We start from the raw sequence: 21,695 nt of genomic DNA, 5'->3' as shown, positions 1-21,695 counted from the left end.
AACGAAGCAATTCAAAGGAATATCCACTCATGAAACGCCAACTCATTCTGCTATCAGTGTTCGTAGGCCTTGGCTCGGTCGTTGTTTCGTTGACTCAACCTGCGGGACTGAAGGCCAACGCTTCTCCATCGCCAGCAGCAGCAACCGCTGTCGCGCCGGCCGATGAGCCAGCCATTGTGGAAGACAGCATGCACGAATTCATGGAGTACGTTTTTCAGCCGACTTACAAGCGACTGAAGGTTTCCATGGCGGCTGAGCCATCGGACAACAACGGTTGGAAGGCTATCAAATCTGACAGCCTGATTCTGGCAGAAAGCTGCAACCTGCTGTTCGATCGCACTCCAGACGACGACGGGGCCGATTGGATGAAACACGCGGCCGCATCACGGGGCGCAGGTGCAGAATTTTACAAGGCGGCTCGCGAAAAGAAGTTTCAACCAGCCGTGGCTGCTTACAAAAAGATGCTGGACAATTGCAATGCGTGTCACCGTCAGTTTGAAGATGGTCGCCACATTTTGAAGCCGTAACTGATGTCGTCTTTGATTGCCCGATCGCAAGGCGAAGCTTCGGCCTGGCCAGTCAGCTTCCAGCGATGCGAGACATGATGTCGTCGATTTCTGCCGCTTCGACCGGGTGGCTGGCGAGGTCCATCAGCGGCAACGCGTACTTTTCCTCACGCGTATTCGAACGAACGGCTTTGATCGTGGTTGCTGAGTTCATGGGCGTGTCGTCGGCGTGTCGCAACTGGACGGCGTTGCTGTCATGCACGTCGCGCGCGTCGACCGATAGCTCAAATCCCAGAAAGGGACTCGGGCTGTCACTGTTCATGTGCAGAAAACTGCGAGCCTGCTGGCAGCCGGTGAAGCCAAGCAGCAGGGTGGCGAGAATCAGTCTGGTCATCTGTCCGTGAGTTCAACGATTTTGAAGGCCGAAAAACGTCGCGTTGCTCGACCCTGGGATCTGTAGCCGCGGGCGCAGAAACATACCAATGTCGCGAAAACAGGGCCAGATCGTTATCTAAACTGTGAATTGACTGACCTTGTTGAGGCCGTCCTGTCACGCCGTTCTCAGGAACTTCGGCAGATTTTGCCGTTAACACGGCTGCCAGAAATGGCTTCGCTGCATACGCTTAACTTTTTCAAAACAATTGCTTGTGTCTCAATCTTCTCAAGTGGTCCGTGTCATTCTGCTGGTTTCGTGCGCTCACGCGCTGGTTCACTTGCTTGAGCAGTCTGTGGCCAGTGTGGAACAGGTCATCTCCGCCGACTTCCAGCTGACCATCGAACAGTCCGGTTTTATGGGCTTCGCTCTGCGCCTGCCCTATGGCATCGGAGCATTCTTCGCCGGGTTGCTGGCCGATCGGTTTGGCGAAAAACGCATTCTGGTGCTGTACCTGTTGGGTTCAGCTGTCGTGGCGGCGTCGTTTATGGTGACGTCCACATCGTCGGTGCTGTACGCGCAGATGTTTTCAATGGGGGCCTTCGCCAGCATGTATCATCCGGCCGGACTGGCTCTGCTGGCCAACCAGACAACTCCCGCCGAACGATCCCGCGCTCTGGGATTGCATGGGGTGTTCGGTTCGCTGGGAATCGCGTCTGCCCCTTTTCTGGCAGGTTTCATGCTGTCGCTGCGGCCGGGCGACTGGCGAGGATATTACCTGCTGCTGAGCATCATCAGCGGTTCGCTGGGGTTCCTGGTGTGGGGGCTGCTGAAACCGGTCCGGCACGACGACAAGGCAACATTGGGCATGGCGAAATCGGCCGATGCAAGCAGCGAGCCCGCGTCACAGGCACGGCCTTCGATGCCCTTTCAGATTTGGCCGTATGTACTGCTTGTCATCGGCACGGCGTTAAGCGGCGTTGTGTATGGCGGCGTCCTGCATTTTCTGCCGCGGTATCTGAAAGAAGCGGGCGCGATGGGCTGGCTTGAAACATTCGTAGGGCATTCCATATCTGAGGCTGCGTTGGGCAACTACGCGGCGGCGCTGGCGTTGGTGTGTGGTGCTTTTGGCCAGTGGACGGCAGGACGCCTCGCGAAACCAGCGAAATTGCCAATGATGCTGTCGTTGGTGTACGCCGCCAACGTTCCGTTTTTGTTGTGGATGACGTTTGCGGAAGGCGGACAGCGTTTGCTGGCGGCATGCCTGTGGGCGTTCATTCACTTTATGAATCAGCCGCTGTACAACAGCCTGCTTCCTGAATTTTTGCCGTCTCGGCGTCGCAGCGTGGGTTTCGGTTTCAGCAATATGATGGGATTTGGCGTAGGAGCCGTCGGGCCGCCGCTGGTCGCTCAGTTTGACGAACGCTTTGCCGACTACACTTATAGTTATTCCGCATTAGCAGTGCTGGCGCTCATCGCGGCGCTGTTGCCTTTGCCGCTGCTGTTTGCGGGATTTGCGAAGCGGGAGCATCAGGGAGACTAACTGGGCAGCGCCATGTTGGTGCGAATGGTAATCCGAAGTGTAAGCGAGGTGTCGAGTTGCGACGAATCCCTCGCTTACACTTCGGGTTACCAAAAACACGGCCCAGTGCCCAAAGGTGGCGCTGTCCGGCTAAGGTCCTTCGCCGATCAGCAGACCATCTGCCCCGCCCAATGGAAACACTTTTAGGACACAAGTAAATCACATGAGCAACGAATACGTTGAACCACTTGGAATGCGGATTCTGATTCGCAAAGACGAAGCTCGCCAGGAAACTCGTGGCGGCATCGTGCTGCCGGACACTTCGGAGATCCCAACGATTACCGGCCGTGTTGTTGAGATCAGCGTCCAAATCGATCGTGACGAAGACTTCCCGATCCGCAAATACGACAAGGTGCTGTTCCATCCGAAGAATGCGATCCCCGTCGATTTTGAGGCCGACAATCTGCTTTTTGTGGTGCCGGTCGACGACATCGTGGCTGTTTTTCGAAAGCCGCCTCGGGAAAATTCGCCGCGTCAGTCATTGTCGGATTCGGCCGACGACGACGAATAGCCCTTGAGTTCTTTAGTTGGATTCTGGAAATGCTGCGTCGGTTTCTGCAGAACTACCTTCCTCGCCATCGCAACCGGACCAACCAGTTGTTGCACGCTGTAGGGGTTCCGCTGTCTTTTCTGGTTGCACCGATAGCAGCGGTGTTTGGTGCGGCCTGGTACTGGCATGTTGGTTGTTTTGTTTGTGGTTATCTTTTGCAATTTGCAGGTCATGCCGTTGAGGGCAATGATGCGGGTGAGGTCATCTTTGTGAAGAAGCGACTCGGATTGCCGTACACTGAGTACGGTCGGGGCGCCTCTGCGTTAAGTGCGGGCGAATCCTGCGACGATACGACTCCCGCCGGGCCCTGATTTCTAGTGGGATTTTCGCTGCAGATCGAGGGCCGGTTCGAATGAGACACACCTGATTCGATCCAGAACACTTGTGACAGGGAAGTCGCATGCCCCCGCTACGCTCAAAAAAGTCAGAACGTCAGTCTGCCCGTGCTCGAGGGCCGATGCTGTCCACAGTGACGCGATTCTTCTGCGCGTCATCCCTGCTGACAACCATGATGCTCGGTTGTTCCACGCAGAAGGCGACGGTGTGTGACCTGAAGTACTGTGACGACAAGGAAGGCATCGAGCATTACGTCGCGAAGACGTCGGCCGTTGCCTATCCGTGTCTCGACAACCAGACGGCTGAAGCCGTTGCCACCAGCACACCGCCGCGGAACCTGCTGCGCCGATCCGAAGACGCGCCGCGAGAAATCACGCTTAACGAAGCACTGCGGATCGCGCTCACACACAATCAGGTCATTGAAACCAGCGCGCTGGGCGGCATCGGTTCAAAGCAGGTGCTGACAAGTCCAGCGACCGCGACATCCGTTTATGATCCAGCCATTCAGGCTTCCGGTGTTCTGTTTGGGCGGCGAAGTGTGGAAGCCGCTTTGGCGGACTTCGATGCCAACTTCACCAGCACGCTTAACTTCAGCCGCGACGATCTTGTCGGCGGCAACTTGAATGGCAACGGCAACCGAGCGGACTTCACATCGTCGCTTAGCAAACAGTTTGCAACGGCCGGTACCATTTCGCTGAACCACGACTGGACTCATACGACTGACCCTATCGGATATAGCGGCGAGACACCGAACTACTACGGACGAATCGGCGTCGAGGTACGCCAACCGTTGCTGGCGGGCAGTGGTACGGCCTACACGCGAATCGCTGGCCCTGCCAACCCGAACTTCGGAGCGATCACCGGGGTGAGCCAAGGCGTTGTAATTGCCCGTATCAACGAAGATATTTCGATTGCCGATTTCGAAGTTACCGTTCGAGACGCTATGCGCGATATCGAACATGCCTACTGGGATTTGTACAACACTTACCGAGCTTACGACACGGCCGTCGTGGCTCACAAGAGTGCTTTTCAGACGTGGCGCGAAGCGAAGGATCGTCTTGAAGTTGGCGTCTTAAAGCCGGCCGACGAACTGCAAGCTCGAGACCGTCTTTATGAAACCAAATCGCAGGTCGAAGTCAGTCTGAACACATTGTTTAAAGCAGAAACAGAACTGCGCCGCCTGATCGGACTGCCGATGAACGATGGCACGGTACTGCGTCCGATTGATGAGCCTGTTCTGGCAGAACTAATTCCTGACTGGGAATCGTCTTTGCGAGAAGGTCTGACTCATCGCGTGGAATTGCGACGTCAGAAATGGACGATTAAGAGTCAGCAGTTGCAGCTCCAGGCGGCTCGAAGTCTGGTTCGACCGCGATTGGATATTCTGGCAGGTTACGACGTAAACGGTGCCGGCGACACGTTGGTGTCTCAATCCAGCTCGCCGTTTCGCAGTGCGTACGGTTCGATGAATGACCAGAACATCAATAGCTGGAACGCCGGTTTCCAATTCAGCATTCCGGTGGGACTGCGATACACACGCAGCCAGGTCCGAAACCTTGAACTGCAGGTCGCCAAAGCGAGTGCTGTGCTGGCGTCTCAGGAAAAGAATATTGCTCACGATATTGCGACCGCCATTCAGGACGTTACCGCGTCTTATGCGACGGCTCAAACCAACTACACTCGGCTGAAAGCGGCAACACGTCGTGTCACACTGCTGGAAGCCGAACGTGAAGTCGGTACGCTGACACTGGACCTCGTTCTGCGAGCTCAGGCCAGCGTGGCAGCCGCGGAAAGTGCGTACTATCAGCAGATTGTTAACTACAGCAAGGCCATCACATCGCTGCACCTTGCGAAGGGAACGTTGCTTGAGCACAACGGAATCATGCTGGCAGAAGGCCAATGGCAACCTGAAGCCTACTGTGATGCACTGGTTCGAGCTCATGCCCGCACACACGCGAAAGAGGCTCCTTATCTTTGCACGGAGCCGCAGGAATTCGTTTCGCCAGGCCCGACCGGCACCGTAGATCTGCGTTCTTCGATCCAGCTGGATAGCACGGTGCCTGAGTACGGTGAAATCACACCGGTGCCGGCAGCTGATTCAAACATCGAAGCTGGCGACGCAGCAGACCCAATGACGCAGCCGGCTGAGGCGTCTGAAATTCAGGTCCCGGCTCCGCCTGAGAAGCCATCGGTCGACGCTGGAAAGCTTGATGGAGCCGGGGCTGACAAGTTGAGTGCGGCAGTGAATTCTCCGAAGCCGCGGATGACGATGAAGGAACCGCTACCGATTTACGATCCACTTAAAGATTACGACAACGATCCTCCTCGAGCCGCATCGGCAGAGGACAGAAAGTTGCTCGACCTGGATATCTTCAAGCGGTAGTGCTGACAAAATGACGCATCGCGAACGATCTGCAATCGCGATGCGTCAGGCCTGGTCAATGTCACGCCTGGTCAGTGTCCGGCATGAGCGATGCGGATGATGCGGTAGCCGCCAGGTTTGGCTTCGAGCGTGTCGATCCAGAGTGTGTCCTGCCAGCGGTAGCGAATCTGCACTCGTGCGATACCCCCGGACAGTAGTGACGTCTTCGCCACTTGAAGGTTCCTGGCCGCGTCAGCCTGTGACACGTTTGCCTGAGCGGTCCGCGAGGAACGCTGCATCAACAGGATGTCGGTGCCGAGTTGTTCAATATCGGCGAACAGCTCCTCCACCTGTTCGGCCGCCAGAATCGCCTCTCGCATGGGCGGAAGTTCGGACATGTCCATGCCGTCATGATTCGGCGGATGAGCGACCTCCGCAAGACCGGGAGCCGTCTGGCCAACGGTAGCCTCGCGAGTCGTTGACGGAGTCGGCTCGGGCGCTGGTTTCGGCGGGCGGAGTCGAAACCAGGCTCGACGTGAAAGTCTTTCGTTACTGTGCATGCGTTGACTTACGATTGGATCCGACAGGTTTGGAGGTCAGTATTTCTAAGGTCCAGTGGCAACTGAGGAACACGAAGTCAGTGTAACAACCAGAGTGCTGTGCGGCTGGGCTTGCTCTCAATTCGATGCGACCACATTCCGTTATTCTATTTGAGGCGGTTTCAGAAACGTTGGCTCTGCAGCAAGCATTGTCTGGTCCAGTTCGGAAGACGGGGCGTGACACTGTTGGCAGTTTTTTCGCCACGGATGAGTTGTGCGAATTCCTTGCGGGCCAGCGAATCCGTGACAGCTCAGGCAGTCAGATCGCATCCACGTTGAATGTGGAATCTGAGGCGGCGCTCCGGGGTAAGCTCGCGGGCCGCCGTTGGGAGCCGCCAGGCCAGCGAACGAATTTTCTCGGAACAGCGACGCCGTCATGTGACGCGGAATTGCCTCAATATGACACTGCGTGCAGTTGGCCAGAAACTGATGCGACATCTTAGGGACGCGCAACGTCTGAGTCTTCGCTCCTTCACTATGACACGCGACGCACGCTGCCGTCGACGTTTGATGCACGGCGTGCGGAATCGTGGGAGGCGCACCGTTGAACGCTCGGTTGTGTTCACGCCGTTGCAAAGCGAATGCCTTTGCTGCCGGAGTAACTTTCACTTCGGCGAGTGGATCATTGACTGATTTGAGATCCTTAAGACTGGTACGTGCCACAGCAAAGCGTTGCCGAGTTGCAGCGGGCATGTCCACGTAGTTGGTCGCCGTGATGATCCCTGCCGCCAGCGGATCCTGTTCATGCGTGACCAGTACTTGTGGCGTTGTCGCCGACGCCGTCATCGGCGCTTGGAGCCCCGTGAAGTAGCCCACGACAGTCGCTGAGATCACAATGAAGCACGCAACAGCGACGCCATTTTTATAAGTGGATTCCTGCATCGTTGATCAAACCTTCCGAATTCGCACGGCACTTTTCTTATAGTCCGGCTGTTTCGAAAACGGGTCGATGGCGTCCAGCGTCAGGTCATTTACCAGTAGTGTTTCGTCGAAGAACGGAATGAACACGGTGCCGCGAGGTGGTCGCCCGCGACCGTCAATCCAAACCTGAATTTCCAGTGTTCCGCGCCGCGATTCAACTTTCACTTTGTCTCCATTGGACAGATTTGCTGCTGCGGCGTCTTCGGCATTCATTTCGATGTAGGCGGAAGGCATCGCGCGGCTAAGCTCGGGGATCCGCCGCGTCATCGAGCCGGTGTGCCAGTGTTCGAGAACTCGGCCGGTACACAGCATAAACGGATATTCGTCGTCCGGAACCTCAGCAGGCGGCTCCCACGGATGAAACCAAATCTGAGCGCGGTCGTCTTTGGTTGACGAGTGGTAAAACTGAATGTCTTTACCTTCCGCAACATAGGGGTCGTAGCCTCCAGAGAAGCGGAACTTCGTTTCCAGCCACTTGCCATTTTGTTCGACCACCGGCCAACGCATGCCACGAGCCTTCACATAGGCGTCGTATGGGGCTAGGTCTTTGTGCTTTAAGCGTGAGAACTTCCGGTATTCGTCAAACAGGTGTTGGTCGACGTTTGTGTCGTAGTAGTTCTCCCAGTTCCACACAGGAATCGGCTTGCCCTGGTCGTCTTTCACTTCGAACAGAAAGCGGCCGTCGCGGTCTTTCATGCCATCCATGCCGCGTTCGAACAGTCGATGAGCGACCGCCAGAGTTTGCCAGCAATCGTCGCGTGCGTCGCCCGGTGGATCGACCATTTTGAACCACTGCTGCGTGCGGCGTTCGGAATTTCCGACAACGCCATTCTTTTCTACCCACATAGCGGACGGCAATATCAGGTCGGCCAGGCGAGTCGTCGCGGTAGGATAGACGTCGCTTACGATGAGGAACTTGTCGTCGAGTTTTGCTTTGGGATTGAACAGCTTGTTAAGGTTCGGAAGTGTCTGGCCGGGGTTGGTGACCTGGACCCAGATCGTGCCGATGTCACCGCCATCGTCGGTGGGCGTGCAGAAACTCTCCCACATTTGCACCGTGTGATAGCCTGGTGTTTCGCTGATGCGGCCGGGAGTGACATTCCAGAAATCCTCTGCCTGCTGACGATGTTCGGCATTCGCGACGACTCGCCCACCCGGCAACGCATGAGCCAGCGTGCCGACCTCTCGGACAGTTCCGCAGGCTGACGGCTGACCAGTTAGGCTTGTCGGTGCATTTCCCGGCGGGCCGAAGTGACCGCTTAGCAGGTGAACGCCGTGAACCATCGCGTTGATCGCCGTACCGAGGGTATGCTGATTCATGCCCATGCACCACAGCGACGTGATCTTCAGTTCAGGATTGCCAAAAAGGTCACCCAGCATGCGAATCTGATCCGCCGGCACGCCGCTTAGTTCTTCGACGTGCTCCGGCGTGTATGGTTCGAGAGCCGCTTTGAATTCGTCGAACGTAATCGCTTTGCCGTGTAGGTTCGGATTGTCGTTGTCCGGCGCTTTGAAGTTGCAGAATGATTCGACGAACTTCTTGTCGTAGGTGCCGTTCTTGATCAGCAGATGAGCGATCCCGTTGGCGATCGCCACATCGCCATGGCCTTTCATTTCCAGGTAATGCTGGCAGGCGTCGGTCGTGCGCGTGCGGCGAGTGCCAATGTCAATCAGTGTAACTTTCTCACCCTTACTGCGACGATCGATGACTCGGGAAAACAGCACGGGATGCATTTCCGCCGGATTATTGCCCCACATGATCAGCACGTCGCACGCGTCCAGGTCGTCGTAGCACCCGGCGGGTTCGTCTACGCCGTAGGTTGCCAGAAAACCGGTCACCGCCGACGCCATGCAGAGTCGCGCGTTGGGGTCGATGTGATTGTTTGCCAAGCCACCCTTCATGAATTTTTGAGCGGCATAGCCTTCTGGGATCGTCCATTGGCCCGATCCGTAAAATGCAAAACGTTCGGGCGCTTCTTCGATGCGGTCGGCGATGACGTCGATCGCTTTATCCCACGAAATTTCTTCGTATTTGTCTGTCTTGCCAACTCGCAGCAGCGGCTTTGTGAGGCGATCCTTACCGTACAAAGCGGCGCCGACGTGATAGCCCTTCACGCATAGCAGACCCTTGTTGACTTCGGCGTTGCGGTCCCCTGCGACAGCCACAACTCTGCCTTCCTGAACACCAACCTGCACGTGACAGCCGGTGCCGCAGAAGCGACAGGGAGCTTTATCCCATTGAGCATCCGAACCCGCCAGCGCCTGTGCATCGTCGGCGTTTAGAATCGGCAGCAATGAGGAAGTCGATCCACCCGCCACTGCCGTCGCGGCTGCCATGGCTGTGGCTTTGATGAAGTTTCGCCGTTCTAACATGGCCGCCTGAGAAGCTGGGTTGGAATGAGTCATTTGGTTCAACGCGTTTCTTCTTCAAAGTGCACAAACACAACGTCCACCATGAGCACACCGGGCTGAGTTCGCAGCCATTCTGTTGAGTCTTCCATTTGGTGCCGGTTCTTCACATCGATTGTCATCGGGATTCGGCTGCTGTCTGAGTTCGTTTCTCCCACCTCCAGTTCTGCGCGGTTTGTGACGTTCGCCAGAAACTGAGTTCGCTGGGCGGGATCCTGATCCAGAGTCGCTACCACACTTGCAATCATAAGCGTGTCTCACATGGTGATGTCAGTTGCTCTGTTTGGTGGAGTTGCGGATTGTTAATCTTCATCACGTTGGATGTTTTCTGCCGTGAACGCATCGCCCCAAAAATAGACTTCAGGAAATGTAGACAACAAAGTCTACTATTACTAACATGATCTCGTCAACAGCCAAGTACGCTCTGCGAGCCGCCGTTCATCTGGGAAGTCAGCATCATGACTTCGTCGGGCGAATGGAAATTGCTGAGGCGACACTTGTGCCAGTGGATTACCTTCTGAAAGTCCTTAACGAACTCGTTACGGCAAGACTGGTTGAATCTCGGCCCGGACCGGGCGGAGGGTATCGGCTGACGAAATCGCCAGACGTGATGACAGCGTTGGAGGTTGTTCGGGCCGTTGATGCAATTCCTCGGATCACGGAGTGTCCGCTGGGGATCTCAGAACACGAAAAACTTTGTCCTTTGCACAAGCTGCTGGACGACGCGAGTCGCCTGGTGGAAGAAGCATTTCACAGTGCCACAATCTCAGATTTGATCCCCGGCCGAAAGCGTTCAAAGACGTGCGACTTCCCCCAAAAACGACCCGCCAGCTAGAGCAGCTTCCCTTTCGTTGTGGACGGTTCGGACTCGTGGGAAACAGCCTTCATCGTCCGCAACGCCTGTGCCACGGCGACAGGTCAGCGAGGTTCGCTGCAGGTCCGCCGGGACGCGCTGGTTCAATCAACGGTGGGTTTACGCTGGCTGTATGCGTGTTGGGCACAGTCAGCTTCTTCGTTGCCGCTCAAGTCGGTTCCGGCGGCCCGACGAATGGCTCAACGCTGAGCGAGTCGTCCGTCGATTCGGCAACTCAGAACATTGCTGCTTCAAGCGGGGCCCAAGCTACCGGAAAGCCGCGGAATGGCACTGAGTCGTCGGCATCGGCAATCGTGCACGCCGTAAGAATTCGTAAACCATCGGGCCCGCCCGAAGTGATTACTGGTGTGACAGATCCGCACGGAAACGCAGTAACGGTTTCATGTTCGACATGCCATGCCACCAGAACGCCAAACTTCGCGAACAAATCGGTTGCTGACCTGAATGAGTTTCATGGGGCGATGAAGTTCGACCACGGGAAAATCAGCTGCCTGTCGTGCCACAACGCCGAAGACTATGACGCTTTGAAACTTGCTGACGGTAGTCGAATCGAATTTTCCGACGTCATGACGTTGTGTGGTCAGTGCCACGGCCCTCAGATGCGTGACTACGAGCACAACGTGCACGGTGGGATGACTGGCCACTGGAATTTGGCGTGGGGCCCGCGAGAGAAAAACAACTGTGTCGATTGTCACAATCCCCATTCACCACAGTTTCCGAAGATGCAACCAACGTTTAAGCCAAGAGATCGTTTCCTGGAGAAGCCACACTGACAGGAGGAGAGTGAGTTTTGAAGAGGTCAAAGTGAGAAATTGAAATTGCCAATTGTGGTGCCGTCACAGTTCGCCGCCGTCATTTTGAACTTGCAAATTGTCAATTTCACTTTTTCAAAGTTCCATGAAGAAACATCGATGACCAGCCACCCCAACAACCCTTCCAACGAACCCCTGTTGCCGATCCTTGACCAACCTTCGTCGCGACGAACGGCACTCAAGGCGGCCGGCGCTGCGCTGGGGCTGGCGGCGTTCGGGAAAGCGGTGTCACCATTGATGGTGATTCCGGAAAACGTGTCCGTCGATGAGTTCTTGCAGCAGCATTACAAAGAGCTGACCGACGACGACAAAGCAAAGGTGTTCGCTCGTCTGGAAGCGGAAACCAAAGAAGACTACGGAGCCGACGTCACCATCTCCGATCCGGAAGCCATCCCCGGCGTGAAGTTTGGCTACGCTATTAATCTCAGCAAATGCAATGGCAACGGCGCGTGCATGGAAGCGTGCAACAAAGAAAATAATCATCATCGTGGAGTCGACCAGTCATACATTCGAGTGCTGGAAATGTCCAAAGGTTCGATGGACATGGAGCAAGGCTCTACGACGTACGATCACACCGTGCCCCAGGACGACAAGTTCTACATGCCGGTGCAGTGCCAGCAATGCGACAATCCTCCGTGCGTGACAGTGTGTCCGGTCGAAGCCACGTGGAAGGAAGACGACGGCATCGTGGTGGTGGATTACAACTGGTGCATCGGCTGTCGTTACTGCGAAGCGGCGTGTCCGTACCACGCAAGGCGGTTCAACTGGGAACAGCCGGAAATCCCGGCGGAGGAAGTCAACCCGGATCAGGGATACCTATCCAATCGAGTGCGGCCGCAGGGCACGATGGAAAAGTGTCACTACTGCCTGCACCGAACTCGCGAAGGTCGAGCTCCCGCTTGCCTGGAAGCGTGTCCGACCGGCGCGCGCGTCTTCGGTGACATGAATGATCCGGATTCCGACATCAACTACGTGCTGAAGAACAAACGTGTCTTTGTGTTAAAAGAAGAGCTGGGGACACAGCCGAGCTTCTTCTACTTTTTTGACTAAGCCGAACAATGTCCACCACCACTCCTGACGCAATCGCCAGTGACGCTCCGGAAGATCTCGTGCGCAGTTACCCAAGATTCATTTGGTGGGGACTCGGCGAAGCGACCAACGGCGGCGTCGGCTTCTATCTGTGGATGTTTGTGCTGACGGCGATCGCGCTGGTCGGGGCCAACGCATGGGCCGTGCAGGTGGCAGACGGAATGATCGTCACCAACATGACGGATCACGTCAGTTGGGGACTGTACATTGCCAACTTTACGTTCTTCGTGGGGCTGGCAGCGGGCGGCGTTATGATGGTGATTCCGGCGTATCTGTACGATGACGAAGAGATGCACAAGGTGGTGATCTTCGGTGAGATTGTGGCCATCGCTGCGATCATCATGTGTACATTGAGCGTCCTGGTGGACCTTGGTCGACCTGACAGATTCTGGCACCTTCTACCCTATATCGGGCGAGTGAACTTTCCCGTGTCTATGCTGACGTGGGACGTCCTTGTGCTGAACGGCTATCTGCTGATCAACCTGCACATCGTCGGCTACCTGCTTTACATGCAGTTTCTGGGACGTCGTCCCAATCCAAAGTGGTATGTGCCGTTCGTGTTTCTTTCCATCGCGTGGGCGATCAGCATTCACACGGTCACCGCGTTTCTGTATTGCGGCCTGGGCGGTCGCCCGTTTTGGAATACGGCGCTGCTGGCTCCTCGGTTTTTGGCATCAGCCTTTGTCAGCGGGCCCGCCTTCATCATTCTGGTGATGAGAATCCTGCGTGTCACAACCGGCTACACGGCACCAGTGAGTGCGGCGAACACTCTGATACAGATCATTCGCGTGTCGATGACGATCAATCTTGTGATGCTGGCCAGCGAAATCTTTACGATGTTCTACACCGGTGGAGCACACGGCGCGTCGGCTCACTACCTGTTCTTCGGCCTGCACGGTCACCATGGCCTTGTTCCGTGGATGTGGACAGCGATCATCTGCAACCTTATCGGCACGGTCTTTTTCTTTCTGCCGGCGGCGCTGGAACGAGGTTCGATCCGCATTGCCGCGTGCGTACTGTGCATTGTCGGCATCTGGATTGAAAAGGGAATGGGCTTGATCGTGCCAGGGTTCATTCCCAGCACGCTGCATGAGATTGTCGAGTACACACCCAGCCTTACCGAATGGAAAGTCAGCGCCGGTATTTGGGCGTTCGGCTTCATGGTGCTGACGGTGCTTCTGAAAATGGCGACCGCCGTATTTCATAGTTCGGGCGAATCGGCCAAACCCACGGCATAGCGGCTTTGAATTCGCTGCTTCACCTATCTCTGCTCCGCTCATCGCGGCTTCGCGATCCAGCCAGGGAAATCTGGCAGAATCCGCCGGTCAGCTTGCGGCGCGTTCCTGCCACACCAGCGGCGTTTAGAGATCGCCTGTAGGAATCGGTCTGATCGTGACGATCACATCGAGTACCTGCCCTTCCCTAGCGCCTGTTGCGCTGCCGGGAGGCAGGAAATCGCGGGATCGCCAACTGTTAAGGCGACACACAGCACTCTGATCAAAGATCGGTCGAACTCGTGGCCTCTGACGGTGACAAACCGATTGGATTCCTGTCGCGCCTGCTGGGCAGCGTTGTGGGCTTCGGCGCGCGGCGGCCACGGCTGGCGCTGTGGATGATGGTGCTGGTCGGCTGCGCCGGAGTCGGTGTGACTGTCTCCGATTTAAAATTGCGCACCAGTCGATCCGATCTGTTGGCCCCGGAAAAAGCGTGGGACGACTACGCAGAATCCTTCGGCGGCGGATCCGATCTGGTTGTGGTTGCTCAAACGGATGTACCCAACGCAGCGCTGCTGCAGACGGTGCTGGACCAATTGGGCGAACGCCTTATTCGCGAACCCGAATATTTTTCGAACGTCCTGTTCAAAATCGATCAATCCGATCTGCGCCGCAAGGCCCTGCAGTATTTGTCTGAAACCGAATTGCAGGCGGCCATTCGCCGAGTCGACCAGTTCACGCCTGTGCTGTCGAACCAGCAGTGGGACCTGTTGCGAGTCGAACGGCTGGCCGGACAGCTTGATACTCAAATTGCATCCGCCACTCAAAAACAAACCAACGCGACCGGAGCGGTTGCTTATGCCGAACGTTTGGCGACCAGTCTGAGTGGTTTTCTGGACGTCGGTCAGGATGATGTTCGAGTCAACACTCAGGGCTTTCGTTCGCCGTGGCCGGATATTGTGTCCACAGAAATTGAGCATTCGGCTCAGGATGCAGACCTTGCGTATTTGATGAACAGCAACCGCAGCGTTGGCATGCTGCATGTGCATCCGGTACCTGACAAAAAAGGTCTCGACGCGAATTCACGATCGCTGGTTCGACTGCGAGAACATCTGGCAGAACTGGAAGAAGAATACGGCGCTGTCGCTCCCGATTTGAAGCTGTCGCTCACTGGTATTCCGGTTCTGGAACACGACGAACTGCGGCGTTCTGGTCGTGACATGATCAACGCGGCGTTAATTGCCTTCATCGCCGTTGGCCTGTTGCTGTCGTTCGGGCTGAAGGGCATGCGGCATCCGATGCTGGTGCTGATCATGCTCGTTAACGCCCTGGCCGTGACATTTGGTGTCGCAACTCTGGCTGTCGGCCATCTGAATATTCTAAGCATCTGTTTTGCCGCGATCATGATCGGGCTGGGCGTCGACTTTGGAATCCACTTCGTCACAAGGTATCTGTTCTTACGGCAGGAACTGTACGAGATGGACGAATCGCTGGTGTTGACGGGGCAGTCCGTCGGGACCGGAATTCTAACGTCGGCTCTGACCACCGCGATCGCTTTCGCCAGTGCAGCTCTAACAGGCTATCCCGGACTGGCCGAACTTGGAATCATCGCCGCGGGCGGAATTCTGATCTGCGCGTTGATGACGTTTACGTTTCTGCCCGCGCTGATTGCGCTGTCGGACGAACACGTTGAAATTGATGAACTGCCGGTTCCGATTTCGGGTGATTTCTGGCGTTCGGCTGTGTCCGGCTTTCCCATCACGGCCATTGCGGTCGCAGTGATTGGTATCGTGGCAGTCGCATGGAACGCGGTGAACTACGAAGACGGTTCGGTGTCGTTTAACGTTGCTTATGATTCGAATCTACTGAAGCTGCAGGACCATACTCTGGATTCCGTACAGGCCGAACGGACTCTGGCTGCGTCTGACGAATCGTTGCTTTACGCCGTAGCGATCGCCGAAACTCAAGCGGAAACCGATGCACTGCGAGCCAAGCTTCTGGCGCTGCCTACGGTTGCTCGAGTTACCGAACTTTCCAGCCGCATTCCGCAGCAGGCGAGTGCAGGTCAGCAGCAACTGATTGGTCAGCTGAAGACCAAACTTCAGAACATGCCGACTCGCACACCAACGTTTGCGGCGTCGAATCCGGAAGTCGTTGGGGTTAGTCTCGATCGACTATACAAAACGCTGTCTGCGTCCAGCGACTTGAAGGCGCACAAAGCGGCCGAACGCCTGGACGAGTTCCTGAACAAGTTCGCATCGCTACCCACTAACAAACAGGCTCAGGTCATCGATGCCTATCAGGACATGATGGTAGGTTCGCTGCTGAAAGAATTCGGACAGGTCGCCACCGCGACATCACTTGAGCCCGTTGGCCTGGAAGACCTTCCGGAAGCCTGGCGCAATCGCTATCTGCGAGTCGACGGGGAACGCCAGCTTTGGCTGGTGAAGATTTTCCCCAAAGAAGAAGTCTGGAATGAAGTGGCTCTGGCGTCGTTCGTGCGAGACATTCGCACGGTCGCTCCGGACGTGACCGGCGTGCCAGTGCAGAATTACGATTCCGCCGTCAAAATGAAGGCTTGCTACAAAACGATTGCCGTCTACTCACTGGCCGCGATCGCACTGTTTCTACTCTTTGATTTCCTGCGACCCGGCCAGAAGCTGTTGACTGTGATTCCGCCGCTGCTGATCGTTGGATTTATCGGCTATACCAGCATTCAACGGCACGGCGATCTCAACCCGAATATGCTGGTTGCGATCTATCTTGGTATGGTTGCGTTCGTGGCCACGGTGTTCGATTTCCGCAATCTGCGAGACACCTTTATCGCTTTGGTGCCACCCATCGGCGGCGGACTGATGCTGTTGGGCATAATGGCGATTCTGAACGTTGACTTTAATCCGATCAATTTGATCGTGCTGCCGTTGGTGCTGGGAATCGGCGTGGACGACGGCGTTCACATGGTTCACGATTACCGGCGTCAATTGATGGCGGGAAAGAAAGAATATCGGCCGTCCGGCGACACCATGAACGGAGTCTTCTTAACGTCGCTGACGTCAATTGTTGGCTTCGGTAGTCTGATGATTTCTGCTCATCAGGGACTGAAGTCCGTCGGGATTGTGCTGGCCATCGGTGTCGCCTGCTGTCTGGCCGTGGCGCTTATTCTTGTGCCGCCGATGCTAGTGCTGGTGGCGAAGTACCAGCCAGCGTCATTTGAACCTGTCGTCATTCGACTGCCGAAGAAACGCAAGGCGGAAGCCAGCGACGATTCGGACGGCGATTCGGATGGGACGGACAGCGAAGGCCGCCGCCTGTCTCGTAAAGAACGCCGTCGCCAACAACAGCAGGCGGCCGCTTAGCCAGCCGTTTAGCACCGGTGAGCATTGGCGTTGTGAGCGAGCCTAAAGCAATACGCTGGCGTCGCGTCCATTGGGCGCAGGAGATGAGCGACAAAAACGCGACCTGCCGAATGCCGGGCATAAACAGTGTTCGGCCTGCCGCTTGCGTGGAACAAGGTCGTGCATAATCAAAGCGACTCGTCGAGCGGAGCACATCGGACGTGCCACTCTTCGCTCACTATCTGGAACCCCGACCGTTGGTAAAACGGCAAAGCGGCCGGGCTGTCCCATTCGCAGGTGGTTAGCCAGACGCGGCTGTTGGCGTCTGTCAGGGACTGAGCCTTGCGGACGACTTTTTGAAAGAATTTGCGGCCAAGTCCCTTGCCGGTGAATTGCGGCAACAATCCAAAATATGCGATTTCGCAGTCGTCGCTCGAGTGTCGACAGAGTTCCGTGAAACCAACTTCAGTGCCGTCCGAGGTGGTCAGGGTTGCAACGTGGCGATTGCTTTCTGCGAGCAATGTCGCGAGTTCGGTCGGCGGCATAAGGCGACGATCGACCCACTTCCACGGCTCGCCGACCCCTGTATACAGCCGGAGGTATTCTGCGACGGATATCTCGGGAAGCCAGCGGATTATTGCTCCAGCGTCGCTGGCTGCCAACGATTGCGGCTCGCGAAGTTCGAGCGTCCATTTTCGAAACGGCGTTTCAGGCATGGGCATGCACAGCACACTCGATTGATCGGGATTTTGTACGGTTTGTTCTGTCCGGAATTCAACGGGGCGACGTCTGCGTGGATCTGTGATCCTGCGTTGCAAGGATGAAGGCTTTCGACAGCTATCGCTTCCGCACATCGAGACATACTACTTCGCGGTCATCTCGCAGGTACAGGCGACCATTCGCGATGACTGGTGCCTGGCGAGTCATCTTCTGCAACACTTCCGCACGCGAGACCTCTTCGAAGCCGGACGGGGTTGCTTTCACCAAAACCAGCTCGCCCTTTGCTGTGCTGATAAACAGCTTGCCGTCAGCCATCGTCAGGTTCGACTTGCCGAAGCGAGGTTTCATCCAGACCTGTTCGCCGTCGGCAATTCGCACGCAAACAAGATTGGTAATCGGTCCCGCGCTGCCGATGTTGTCCATCGCGAACAGGTGACCGTCGTGCAAGATCGGGGTCTGCCATTCGGCTCGCAACACGCTGCTGTTGCCAAGTGACGACCAGGCGGAGGCGGCCGTAAAGCCGTCTGCTGCTGATTCAATTTTCAGAATCGTGCTGCCGTGATTTTCACCAGCAGAAATCAACAACGACGATTTATCCAGTTGAACGGGGCTGGCCGTGTTGCAGGCGTATTCTGTTTCGTAATCGTAACTCCACAGGAGATCGCCGGAATCCGGATCGATCCCCAATACGGACGCTCCCACAAAGGCGACAACCTGCTGTTTGCCAGCCAGCGTCAATACAACGGGCGAAGAGTATCCCGCCGCGCCGCTGCCTGCCGTCCAGATCAACTTTCCGTCGTTCCGGTTGTAGGCGGCCACGGCTCCCTGTTTTGAGCCGACCTGTACAATCACCGCATCGCCGGCAATCAGAGGCGACGATGCCATACCGTAGTCGGCGGGCTTCGCTTTCAGACTGCTCACGGTGTCGACTGACCACAGTTGATCGCCCGAGGCCGCACTTAGCGCCGCTAGAACGCCTTCGCCTGAAAAGACAAAGACCGTGCCATCGTGAACGGTTGGGGTCGCTCGCGGACCATTTCCCTGGCCGTTGTTGTATTTGGGAGCTACCGAAGTGCGCCAGACTTGATCGCCAGTTTCTTCGTCAAGAGCGACGGCATACTGACTGCTGTCGTCCTGGTACAGTGTGAAGACTTTTCCGTTGACCACCGCCACGTTGGCCATGCCCACGCCGAGTGAGCTACGCCACAGGATTTTGGGGCCGGTGTCCGGAAACGCGTCGATCAGGTTAGTTTCGGAAGAAATGCCGTTGCGGTTTGGTCCCAGAAATTGAGGCCAGTCGGCAGACTGCGCTGCAGCGGACGCCAGGATGACGGCAAGCGAGATCAGGTTGGATATTGCTCGATTCAAGTCTCTTCTCCGGCTCAGTGTGATTGAACGGATCACACCATAGCAGACCGCTGACTTGCTGTTGAGCAATGGACGATCTAAAACACGCCCGATTCGATCTCCAACATTAATTCACGAAAGACAAGACATTGAGTGCTGATCAGAAGGCAAAAGAATTGGGAATTTCTCTGGAAGCTCAGGAACCGGGCTACCTGAACCTGTGCGTCCGCAGCGGCAACCAGCTAATCACGTCCGGCCACGTTAGCGATCAGAAAGGCATTCTGGGCAAAGACGTGACTATCGAGCAGGGCTACGAAGCCGCCAAGAACTGTGCCGCAAAGATTCTGCGATCCGTCTACAACACACACGGAACGCTGGACGGGCTGCGAGTCATCAAGGTCCTCGGCTGCGTTTATTCAGCTCCGGATTTCACCGACCAGCACCTGGTGATTAACGGCTGTTCCGATCTGCTGCACGAAATCTTCGGCAAAGACGGCGACGGCTACCACGCACGCAGCGCACTCGGCTTTTCGGCGTTGCCAACCGGCGTGGCTGTTGAAGTGGAAGCAGTGTTTGAGGTGAAGAACTAACTAACCCTTCAGCACTTTATCAACGGTGTCTCGCAGAACGCTTCCGCTTTTCTGCAGCGCCGTTTTTTCTTTGCTCCACAGATCCACTTCGATGTGGCTGTTCACGCCGCTGCGACCGACAACTGTTGGGACGGATAGGCACACGTCGTTGATGCCGTACGCTCCGTTTTGCAGCGAGCTGATAGGCAGGATGCGTTCGTCGTCCAATGCAATGCTGTGGACAACGTCGGCAATGGACACACCGACGGCAAAGCCAGCTCCGCCCTTCTTCTTAATGACTTCGGCTCCACTGCCACGAGTCTTCTTTTCGACTTCGGCGATTAAGGAAGGCGTGACACCTGGGAACTTGTCGAGAGGCAGGTTGGCGATCTGAGCCTGGGACCAGATCGGCACCATGCTGTCGCCGTGTTCGCCGAAGATCGTGACGTTGACCTGAGTCGCCGGGACATCCAGGCGAAGGGCAAGCATGCTTCGCAGCCGAGTTGTGTCCAGAACCGTTCCCAGACCAATGACCTGAGATGCCGGAAGGCCAAGATTTTTGACGGCAAGGTATGTCAGCACGTCCACGGGATTGGACACCACGAAAACGATGGCGTCCTTCTTCAATCCGTGCTGCTTCACATCCGCCAGAATATTCTTAAAGAGTGCGACGTTGCGGTTGATCAGGTCCAGGCGGCTTTCGTCCGGCTTACGACGTAGTCCAGCCGTGATGACAACGACATCGCTGTCTTTGCATTGTTCCGTGCCGCCGGAAGTAATCTTCTGAGGAGCCATCAGGGATGCTCCATGAATAAGGTCCAGAGCCTGGCCTTCGCAGAGTTCCTGGTTCACGTCGACAAGGGAAATTTCTTTGACGATCTTACCGGCCTGCAGAGCAAACCCTGCACAGGAACCAACCAGACCACCACCACCAATTATGCTGACTTTCATTTCGTATCTTTCGGGTTTGGTTTTAACCACGGAGGCACGGAGGTCACGGAGAAGAGCGCCACAGATCTCTGTGGACTCTGTGTCTCCGTGGTTCAATTTTGCGTATTAGAAATTATTTCCCCAATGCCGCCAGCACCTGGTTGGTGATCATCTGGACCAGGTCTTCGCTTGCCCCGCCGGCTGGTGTTTCGCAGGCTGTGCCGCAGGCTTCCTGCATGATTCCGGGGTAGTCCGGTGCTTTGGGGAACGCTCGCTGAACGGGAATGTTTTCTTTGTAGCCTTCTCGAAACGCACTGTTGCCGCACAGGTCACAGTCTTCGTTGTGGAAGCGAGGATCGTCGAAGCCCCATTTCTTTTTGAGGTCAAGCAACTCGCGGCTCTTTTGTTCGTTCAGGTATTCGACGGAACCCATCTGCTTCGCCAGCAACAGCATGCGGCAGTATGCGTCCAGGATTTCCGTCTTCCAGTATGCATCTTCGACGCTCTTGCCGAAGCTGACGGTGCCGTGATTCTTTAGAATGACGGTGTTGGTGGCCTTTAGAAATGGCGTAACCGTTTCCGCGAACTTCTGATCGCCGGGCGTTTCGTAAGGAGCGATCGGAACTTCGCCCATGAAGACCTCGACTTCCGGCAGGATGCACTGAGGAATTGGTTCGTTGGCGATCGCGAAGGCAGTTGCGTGAGGCGGGTGGCAATGCACAACAGACTTAACGTCCGGTCGGTTCCGCATGATTTCCAGATGCAGCAGGACCTCACTTGTGCGCTTCCGTTTGCCTGCGATCTGATCGCCGTTCATGTCGACCGCACAAATGTCTTCGGGCTTCATGAAGCCTTTGCAAATCATTGTGGGCGAACACAACACCGCGTCGTCGCCGACTCGAATGCTGATGTTGCCGTCATTCGCTGCGGCAAACCCTTTGTTGTACAGACGACGTCCGATTTCGCAGATGTCTTCTTTCAGTTGTCGATCGTTGATTCCGCTGTTCCAGGTACTCATGAGTCTGCTTTCTAAAATAGCCGCCATCGCTTTGCGTGACGAGTTGGCAGTGAAGGTTCACGACCGAAGTTAAAGTTGATCGGGGGATTTTGGCTTCGTGCCTTTTGTTTTGTGCCGCTCATCCGCGCGACATCTCGTTGTTTTCGGTC

At 56.0% G+C, this 21,695-nt stretch carries 19 protein-coding genes; 10 read left to right on the top strand and 9 right to left on the bottom strand.

All coding sequences use genetic code 11. The features are described 5' to 3' along the window. Nucleotides 1-29: 29 nt before the first annotated feature. Nucleotides 30-527 (top strand): cytochrome c, encoded by a 498-nt coding sequence (locus tag Fuma_RS17620; protein WP_145944233.1) that lies wholly within the window; start codon nt 30-32, stop codon nt 525-527. 52 nt (nt 528-579) lie between these two features. On the opposite strand, the gene Fuma_RS17615 is transcribed toward Fuma_RS17620, so the two are convergent. Next, entirely contained in the window at nt 580-900 is a 321-nt protein-coding gene (locus Fuma_RS17615; RefSeq protein WP_077025283.1) for a hypothetical protein, read from the bottom strand. Nucleotides 901-1,153: 253 nt separating this feature from the next. On the opposite strand from Fuma_RS17615, the gene Fuma_RS17610 reads away from it, so the two are divergent. The 4 genes from Fuma_RS17610 to Fuma_RS17595 all read left to right on the top strand — a co-directional run bounded on the left by Fuma_RS17610 (nt 1,154) and on the right by Fuma_RS17595 (nt 5,730). Then, nucleotides 1,154-2,422, top strand: coding sequence for an MFS transporter (locus Fuma_RS17610; RefSeq protein ID WP_158521046.1), 1,269 nt, complete (start codon nt 1,154-1,156; stop codon nt 2,420-2,422). A gap of 202 nt (nt 2,423-2,624) precedes the next feature. Continuing rightward, the gene (locus Fuma_RS17605; RefSeq protein WP_077025281.1) at nt 2,625-2,972 is read left to right on the top strand and encodes a co-chaperone GroES; all 348 of its coding nucleotides are present in this window, start codon (nt 2,625-2,627) and stop codon (nt 2,970-2,972) included. Nucleotides 2,973-3,001: 29 nt separating this feature from the next. Continuing rightward, a complete protein-coding gene (locus Fuma_RS17600) occupies nt 3,002-3,322 on the top strand; it encodes a DUF962 domain-containing protein (protein WP_077025280.1) in 321 nt (106 codons plus the stop codon). An 89-nt stretch (nt 3,323-3,411) separates the two neighbouring features. Then, nucleotides 3,412-5,730 carry a TolC family protein gene (locus Fuma_RS17595; RefSeq protein ID WP_083732131.1) on the top strand — a complete coding sequence of 773 codons (2,319 nt, stop codon included), beginning with the start codon at nt 3,412-3,414 and terminating at the stop codon, nt 5,728-5,730. Between the two features lie 71 nt (nt 5,731-5,801). Here Fuma_RS17595 and Fuma_RS17590 read toward each other — a convergent pair whose 3' ends face one another. The 4 genes from Fuma_RS17590 to Fuma_RS17575 all read right to left on the bottom strand — a co-directional run bounded on the left by Fuma_RS17590 (nt 5,802) and on the right by Fuma_RS17575 (nt 9,886). Further along, nucleotides 5,802-6,269, bottom strand: a complete 468-nt coding sequence (locus Fuma_RS17590; RefSeq protein WP_077025278.1) for a hypothetical protein — start codon at nt 6,267-6,269, stop codon at nt 5,802-5,804. Between the two features lie 141 nt (nt 6,270-6,410). Next, the gene (locus Fuma_RS17585; protein WP_077025277.1) at nt 6,411-7,190 is read right to left on the bottom strand and encodes a nitrate reductase cytochrome c-type subunit; all 780 of its coding nucleotides are present in this window, start codon (nt 7,188-7,190) and stop codon (nt 6,411-6,413) included. A 6-nt stretch (nt 7,191-7,196) separates the two neighbouring features. After that, nucleotides 7,197-9,635, bottom strand: coding sequence for a molybdopterin-dependent oxidoreductase (locus tag Fuma_RS17580; RefSeq protein ID WP_218922188.1), 2,439 nt, complete (start codon nt 9,633-9,635; stop codon nt 7,197-7,199). A gap of 5 nt (nt 9,636-9,640) precedes the next feature. Then, entirely contained in the window at nt 9,641-9,886 is a 246-nt protein-coding gene (locus Fuma_RS17575) for a hypothetical protein (RefSeq protein ID WP_077025276.1), read from the bottom strand. Between the two features lie 149 nt (nt 9,887-10,035). On the opposite strand from Fuma_RS17575, the gene Fuma_RS17570 reads away from it, so the two are divergent. From Fuma_RS17570 to Fuma_RS17550, 4 genes are all read left to right on the top strand, one after another. Then, nucleotides 10,036-10,473: an RrF2 family transcriptional regulator gene (locus Fuma_RS17570; RefSeq protein WP_077025275.1), complete on the top strand. Its 438-nt coding sequence runs from the start codon at nt 10,036-10,038 to the stop codon at nt 10,471-10,473. A 950-nt stretch (nt 10,474-11,423) separates the two neighbouring features. Then, complete coding sequence (locus tag Fuma_RS17560) at nt 11,424-12,374, top strand: 4Fe-4S dicluster domain-containing protein (RefSeq protein WP_077028377.1); 951 nt, start codon at nt 11,424-11,426, stop codon at nt 12,372-12,374. A gap of 8 nt (nt 12,375-12,382) precedes the next feature. Further along, nucleotides 12,383-13,651 (top strand): sulfate reduction electron transfer complex DsrMKJOP subunit DsrP, encoded by a 1,269-nt coding sequence (gene dsrP / locus Fuma_RS17555; RefSeq protein ID WP_077025273.1) that lies wholly within the window; start codon nt 12,383-12,385, stop codon nt 13,649-13,651. 278 nt (nt 13,652-13,929) lie between these two features. After that, complete coding sequence (locus tag Fuma_RS17550) at nt 13,930-16,983, top strand: MMPL family transporter (protein WP_077025272.1); 3,054 nt, start codon at nt 13,930-13,932, stop codon at nt 16,981-16,983. 167 nt (nt 16,984-17,150) lie between these two features. Here the strand turns inward: Fuma_RS17550 and Fuma_RS17545 are convergent, their stop codons facing one another. Beyond that, entirely contained in the window at nt 17,151-17,684 is a 534-nt protein-coding gene (locus Fuma_RS17545; RefSeq protein ID WP_158521045.1) for a GNAT family N-acetyltransferase, read from the bottom strand. A gap of 115 nt (nt 17,685-17,799) precedes the next feature. After that, on the bottom strand, nt 17,800-19,050 hold the full coding sequence (locus Fuma_RS17540) for a PQQ-binding-like beta-propeller repeat protein (protein WP_218922186.1): 1,251 nt from the start codon (nt 19,048-19,050) through the stop codon (nt 17,800-17,802). A gap of 128 nt (nt 19,051-19,178) precedes the next feature. On the opposite strand from Fuma_RS17540, the gene Fuma_RS17535 reads away from it, so the two are divergent. Next, complete coding sequence (locus tag Fuma_RS17535) at nt 19,179-19,619, top strand: RidA family protein (protein ID WP_077025270.1); 441 nt, start codon at nt 19,179-19,181, stop codon at nt 19,617-19,619. Here the strand turns inward: Fuma_RS17535 and Fuma_RS17530 are convergent, their stop codons facing one another. Together Fuma_RS17530 and Fuma_RS17525 are read right to left on the bottom strand one after the other, a co-directional pair. After that, the gene (locus Fuma_RS17530) at nt 19,620-20,549 is read right to left on the bottom strand and encodes a malate dehydrogenase (protein WP_077025269.1); all 930 of its coding nucleotides are present in this window, start codon (nt 20,547-20,549) and stop codon (nt 19,620-19,622) included. It lies immediately after the preceding gene. 112 nt (nt 20,550-20,661) lie between these two features. Beyond that, the gene (locus tag Fuma_RS17525) at nt 20,662-21,546 is read right to left on the bottom strand and encodes a class II aldolase/adducin family protein (protein ID WP_077025268.1); all 885 of its coding nucleotides are present in this window, start codon (nt 21,544-21,546) and stop codon (nt 20,662-20,664) included. Nucleotides 21,547-21,695 lie beyond the last annotated feature (149 nt).

The organism is Fuerstiella marisgermanici (genome assembly GCF_001983935.1).
Classification (GTDB): domain Bacteria; phylum Planctomycetota; class Planctomycetia; order Planctomycetales; family Planctomycetaceae; genus Fuerstiella; species Fuerstiella marisgermanici.
This window is presented reverse-complemented; position numbering and strand designations above follow the sequence as displayed.